Origin of the sequence: Streptomyces sp. AcH 505 (assembly GCF_000818175.1) — a bacterium.
Classification (GTDB): Bacteria; Actinomycetota; Actinomycetes; order Streptomycetales; family Streptomycetaceae; genus Streptomyces.
The window spans coordinates 1,931,223-1,936,993 of sequence record NZ_JTIY01000001.1; the positions used below are offsets into that span (position 1 = coordinate 1,931,223).

Annotated in this window: 6 protein-coding genes and 1 pseudogene; 4 read left to right on the plus strand and 3 right to left on the minus strand. The window is 70.8% G+C overall.

Annotated features, from left to right (window positions below; all coding sequences use genetic code 11):
* The 3 genes and pseudogenes from HY68_RS43595 to HY68_RS09005 all read right to left on the minus strand — a co-directional run.
* A pseudogene (locus HY68_RS43595) lies at positions 1-389 on the minus strand (hypothetical protein); the annotation flags it as partial.
* A 10-nt stretch (positions 390-399) separates the two neighbouring features.
* Complete coding sequence (locus HY68_RS09000) at positions 400-654, minus strand: MoaD/ThiS family protein (protein ID WP_041986678.1); 255 nt, start codon at positions 652-654, stop codon at positions 400-402.
* A gap of 109 nt (positions 655-763) precedes the next feature.
* A complete protein-coding gene (locus HY68_RS09005) occupies positions 764-1,591 on the minus strand; it encodes an alpha/beta fold hydrolase (RefSeq protein ID WP_041986681.1) in 828 nt (275 codons plus the stop codon).
* Positions 1,592-1,867: 276 nt separating this feature from the next.
* Between HY68_RS09005 and HY68_RS09010 the strand changes: the two genes are divergently transcribed.
* The 4 genes from HY68_RS09010 to HY68_RS09025 all read left to right on the plus strand — a co-directional run.
* On the plus strand, positions 1,868-2,677 hold the full coding sequence (locus HY68_RS09010; protein ID WP_041986684.1) for a response regulator transcription factor: 810 nt from the start codon (positions 1,868-1,870) through the stop codon (positions 2,675-2,677).
* Positions 2,678-2,701: 24 nt separating this feature from the next.
* A complete protein-coding gene (locus HY68_RS09015; protein ID WP_041986687.1) occupies positions 2,702-3,724 on the plus strand; it encodes a LacI family DNA-binding transcriptional regulator in 1,023 nt (340 codons plus the stop codon).
* Positions 3,725-3,861: 137 nt separating this feature from the next.
* A complete protein-coding gene (locus HY68_RS09020) occupies positions 3,862-4,929 on the plus strand; it encodes a trypsin-like peptidase domain-containing protein (RefSeq protein WP_041986690.1) in 1,068 nt (355 codons plus the stop codon).
* 69 nt (positions 4,930-4,998) lie between these two features.
* The coding region (locus HY68_RS09025; protein WP_241778506.1) for a response regulator transcription factor at positions 4,999-5,771 on the plus strand (773 nt) is incomplete at its 3' end.

The following is a 5,771-nucleotide window of genomic DNA, read 5'->3' on the forward strand; positions in this document are numbered from 1 at the left end:
TGGATCTGCGGCTGGTACTGGGTGTCCCAGGTCTGGCCCTGCCAGGTCTGGGTCCCGGGGTCCTGGAACGACGGGTCCTGAGCCGGGTTCTGGTACGCGTGGTCCGGATACGAGGGGTCCGGGTAGGCGGGCTCCGGGTACGAGGGGGCCTGGGGCGCCGGGTCGTACGGCGCCTGCCCCTGCGGGTACCGGCCGTACTCGTCGTACGGCGGCTGCGGCTGCGGCCGGCCGTTCGGCTGCGGCTGACCGTCGGCCCGGTGCTGACCGTTGGCCCGGTGCTGGCCGTTGCCCTGCTGGTGCCCGTTCGGCTGCTGGTGCCCGCCGTACTGGCCGCCCTGGCCGGTCTGGCCGCTCTGCTCGCCGTACGGATACTGCTGATCGCTGCTCATCTTCTGCGGTTCACCCTCCTGCGAACGGCGGGAGCACCTCGACCGTGCCGCCCTCGGCAAGCCGTACGGTCTCATGCTCCCGGGACCCGACGGGGTCACCGTCGACAAGGAACGAACACCGCTGGAGTACCCGGACCAGCTCGCCCGGGTGCCGCTGCCGTGCCGTGTCGAGCGCCGTGGCCAGGTCATCGGCCAGATACGGCTCCTCGGCGACGCCAGCGGCCGCCTTCGCCGCGGCCCAGTAGCGGATCGTGCCCGCTGCCATAGCGGCTCTCCCTTCGGTCTTCCCGTTCCGTCTTCCGTCGGCGGTCCGTTGCCTCGTGTGGCCCCCCATGATGGCCGATGCGAGGCACTGCTCCCTCATTGCCGCTTCGTCACTGCTTCATCAGCCAGTCCGCGATACGGGACAGCAGCTCGTCGTCGGCGGCGTCCTCCGCGTGCCCCATCCCCGGTTCCACCCACAGCTCGGCGGGCCCGGCGGCGGCCAGCATGCGCGGATGGTCCAGCGGGAAGTAGCCGTCGCGGTCGCCGTGCACGATCAGCAGCGGGGTCGGCGCGATCAGCGGCACGGACTCGACGGGGGACAGCGGCACCGGGTCCCAGTCGCGGTCGACGATGCGCGTGTGGAACCCGTAACGGCCGACGATCCGGCCGACCCGTCGTGTTACCACCCAGTGAACGCGGCGCATAGGGGCTGTACCCCGGTAGTACCAACGGGCGGGAGCGCTTACGGACGCCACGGCGTCCGTCCGCGACTCCGTGCGCCCCCTGTGCAACGCGGCGTGCCGCAGCACGACGGAGCCGCCCATCGAGAAGCCGACGGTCACCACCCGCTCATGTCCGAGCGACCTGGCCCACTCCACGGCGGCGGCCAGATCGAGCACTTCACGGTCACCGACCGTGGAGCGTCCCCCGGAGCCGCCATGGCCACGGAACGAGAAGGTCACCACGGCCGCACGCTGCGCGAACGCGCGTGCGGCGCGCCGCACGGCCGGCCGCTCCAGCCACCCGGTGAAGCCGTGCGCGACGACGATCGCCGTCCCCGGCGAGGGTGCTGGATCGCCGGCTTCATCTGCCGTACACGGCTCGTACATCGCCTCGATCCGGACCCCGTCCTCGGTGCGCAGGACGGTCCGTACCGCCTCCGCCGGGTGGGAGGAAACAGATGATCTGCGGGATTGCCCCTCTGACACGGAACGCATGTGGGCTATTCTGCTTCCAAGAGGATCCGGGCAACGTAGCCCCCGGGTCCTTTTGTGTTTCCCGTCCGGTGTTACAGACAGATGAACAGACGGGAATGGGCGACACAGCCCGATACCAGCTCGACCGGAACCATCAGAACGACCGGATCCACCCGAACCACGGATCCAACAGTGCCGCATACGTCCTCGCAGGGACCGAGGAGGAACCGACGTGATGGGCAAGCGAACCACGCACGACCTATGTACGGCTTGTACGGCTCAGGCAGGTGAGCGGCGATGAGTTCACTGCTGCTCCTGACCAACGCCCTCCAGCCGTCGGCGGAGGTGCTTCCCGCCCTAGGACTGCTGCTCCACAACGTGCGGGTGGCCCCGGCGGAGGGACCCGCCCTCGTCGACACACCTGGTGCCGACGTCATCCTGATCGACGGCCGCCGCGACCTGCCGCAGGTGCGGTCGCTGTGCCAGCTGCTGCGGTCCACGGGACCCGGCTGCCCGCTGGTCCTCGTCGTGACGGAAGGCGGCCTCGCCGCCGTCACCGCCGACTGGGGCATCGACGACGTGCTGCTCGACACCGCGGGCCCCGCCGAGGTCGAGGCGCGGCTGCGGCTGGCCATGGGCCGGCAGCAGATCACCGCGGACGACTCCCCGATGGAGATCCGCAACGGCGACCTCTCGGTCGACGAGGCCACCTACAGCGCGAAGCTCAAGGGCCGGGTCCTGGACCTGACCTTCAAGGAGTTCGAGCTGCTGAAGTATCTCGCCCAGCACCCCGGCCGGGTCTTCACCCGCGCCCAGCTGCTCCAAGAGGTGTGGGGATACGACTACTTCGGCGGCACCCGCACCGTCGACGTGCACGTACGGCGGCTGCGCGCCAAGCTCGGCCCCGAGCACGAGTCCCTGATCGGGACCGTACGCAACGTGGGCTACCGCTTCGTCACGCCGGAGAAGCCCGACCAGGGCGAGGTCCCCGGCCACCAGGCCCGTACGGGGTCCGCGACGGCCGCTGCGCCGGCATCGGCGGAACCCGCGGCGGAGGCGGCGGACACCCCCGCCGAGCACGCCGAGGTACGGCCTGCCGACCGGTAGTTCACCACGCGTAGACTGCCGCGCGTGGCCAAGGTGACGCGGGACGATGTGGCAAGACTGGCGGGGACTTCGACCGCTGTCGTCAGCTATGTCATCAACAACGGACCCCGGCCGGTCGCCCCGGCCACGCGCGAGCGGGTGCTCAACGCGATCAAGGAGCTGGGCTACCGCCCCGACCGGGTGGCCCAGGCCATGGCGTCGCGGCGCACCGACCTCATAGGAATGATCGTCCCCGACGCCCGGCAGCCGTTCTTCGGCGAGATGGCACATGCCGTCGAGCAAGCGGCTGCCGAGCGCGGGAAGATGGTCCTCGTCGGGAACTCCGACTACCGCGACGAGCGCGAGGTCCACTATCTGCGGGCCTTCCTCGGAATGCGGGTCTCGGGGCTGATCCTGGTCAGCCAGGGCATGAGCGAGCGCGCCGCCGCCGAGATCGAGGCCTGGGACGCACGGGTCGTGCTGCTGCACGAACGCCCCGAGGCCATCGACGACGTCGCCGTCGTCACCGACGACATCGGCGGCGCGCAGCTCGCCACCCGCCATCTGCTGGAGCACGGCCACCCGTACGTCGCCTGCCTCGGCGGCATGGAGTCGACGCCGGCCGTCGGCGACCCGGTGGCCGACCACGTGGAGGGCTGGCGGCGGGCGATGCAGGAAGCCGGCCGGTCCATCGAGGGGCGGCTCTTCCAGGCGCCCTACAACCGCTACGACGCCTACCGGGTCGCGCTCGACCTGCTCGCGGGCCCGGACAGACCCCCGGCGATCTTCTGCGCGACGGACGACCAGGCGATCGGTGTGCTGCGGGCCGCGCGCGAGCTGCGTCTCGACGTACCGGAGCAGCTGGCGGTGGCCGGCTTCGACGACGTCAAGGAGGCCGGGCTCACCGACCCGCCCCTGACGACGATCTCCTCCGACCGACCGGCGATGGCGCGGGCCGCCGTCGACCTGGTGCTGGACGACGGGCTGCGGGTGGCGGGGTCGCGGCGCGAGCGGGTGAAGCAGTTCCCCTCGGCGCTGATCGTGCGGCGCTCCTGCGGCTGCGAGTGACACCCCGCCCCTGACGCGCGGCGGCCTTCGTGTGACGGCCTTTATTTGGCGGCCTTTATATGGGGCGAACGCGGTTCTGTCGGCCTTCTCACAGCGTACTCAGCCTGTTTTCATGTCCGGCGGCGACAGTCAGTGACATGACCAACTACTTCCGCCACAGCGGCGACGACGACAGCAGCAGCCGGCAGGAACCGCAGCACCAGGACCCGTACACCCAGCACCAGCACACCCAGCCGTACGGGGCGGACTTCCCGCCGCCCCCGGCGTACGCGCCCACCGCACACACCGCGCACCACGGCCGCCGCGCCAAGGGCCCGGTCGGTCTCCTCGCCGCTGTCGCCATCGCGGCGGCGGTCGTCGGGGGCGGTTCGGCCGCGCTCGTGGAGCACGTCAGCGACAACGGCGGGGACGGCACCAGCAGCGCCGTCAGCGGTACAACGGTCTCGCAGAGCAGCAAGGGCACGGTCGCGGGTGTCGCCCAGGCGCTCTCCCCGACCGTCGTCGAGATCACCGCCACGTCCAGCTCCGGCACCTCGCAGGGCTCCGGCGTGATCATCACGTCCGACGGCGAGATCGTCACCAACAACCACGTGGTGGCTGGCTCCTCGCAGCTCTCCGTCAAGGCCGGCGACGGCAAGACGTACACCGCGCAGGTCGTGGGCACCGACCCCGACAAGGACCTGGCCCTGATCAAGCTCCAGGGCGCGAGCGGGCTCAAGACGGCCGGTTTCGCGGACTCCAGCCAGCTCCGGGTCGGTGACCAGGTCGTGGCGATCGGCTCCCCCGAGGGCCTGACCGGCACGGTCACCACCGGTATCGTCTCGGCGCTCAACCGGGACGTCACCGTGCCCAAGGAGGACGGCCAGGACCAGTCGCAGCAGCAGGGGCAGGAGCAGCAGGGCCAGGGCGGGGGCGACAACTGGCCGTTCCAGTTCGGCGGGCAGCAGTTCAACGGGGACACCGGCAGCTCGACGACCACGTACAAGGCGATCCAGACGGACGCGGCGATCAACCCCGGCAACTCGGGCGGCGCCCTGCTCAACATGGACGGCCAGGTCGTCGGACTGAACTCGGCGAACGCGGCGGCGCAGAGCGCCGACGGCGGCGACTCGGGGTCCGGCGGCAGCATCGGCCTGGGCTTCGCGATCCCCGCCAACACCATCAAGGCGGACCTGGCCAACCTGCGTGACGGCGGCTCGAACTGATTCCATGGTCTCCTGAAGAGAGTCCCGAGGAGGCGGACAGCCGCCGACGAAACCGAGAGAGGACGCGCCATGAGTCCCGCCGAAGGCGATCCGCAGAGAATCCTGATCGTCGACGACGAGCCCGCCGTACGCGAGGCGCTGCAGCGGAGTCTCGCCTTCGACGGCTACGGGACCGAGGTCGCGGTGGACGGGTACGACGCCCTCACCAAGGCCGAGGCGTACCAGCCGGACCTGATCGTCCTCGACATCCAGATGCCCCGGATGGACGGCCTGACCGCCGCGCGCCGGCTGAGGGCCGGCGGCTCGACCGTACCGATCCTGATGCTGACCGCGCGTGACACGGTCGGCGACCGGGTGACCGGCCTCGACGCGGGCGCCGACGACTACCTGGTCAAGCCCTTCGAGCTGGACGAGCTGTTCGCCCGCATCCGGGCCCTGCTGCGGCGCAGCTCGTACTCGACCACCATCGGCGAGCAGCCGGACGACGACGTCCTGTCCTTCGCCGACCTGCGGATGGACCTGAACACCCGCGAAGTCACGCGTGGCACGCGGCGGGTGGACCTGACCCGTACCGAATTCACCCTGCTCGAAATGTTCCTGGCGCACCCCAGGCAGGTGCTGACGCGGGAGCAGATCCTCAAGTCCGTCTGGGGATTCGACTTCGAGCCCAGCTCCAACTCGCTGGACGTGTACGTGATGTACCTGCGCCGCAAGACGGAGGGCGGCGGAGAGCCGCGCCTCGTGCACACGGTGCGGGGCGTGGGGTACGCGCTGCGGGCGGACGGCGCGGCGGGCGCGGCGGGCGCGAGCGGTACCGGCCCGAGCGGTAATGCCCCGGGCTC

What these genes read in the sequence shown, in the direction of transcription:
- HY68_RS09000 (WP_041986678.1), bottom strand. Translation starts at nt 654, where the DNA reads ATGGCAGCGGGCACGATCCGCTACTGGGCCGCGGCGAAGGCGGCCGCT.
- HY68_RS09005 (WP_041986681.1), bottom strand. Translation starts at nt 1,591, where the DNA reads ATGCGTTCCGTGTCAGAGGGGCAATCCCGCAGATCATCTGTTTCCTCC.
- HY68_RS09010 (WP_041986684.1), top strand. Translation starts at nt 1,868, where the DNA reads ATGAGTTCACTGCTGCTCCTGACCAACGCCCTCCAGCCGTCGGCGGAG.
- HY68_RS09020 (WP_041986690.1), top strand. Translation starts at nt 3,862, where the DNA reads ATGACCAACTACTTCCGCCACAGCGGCGACGACGACAGCAGCAGCCGG.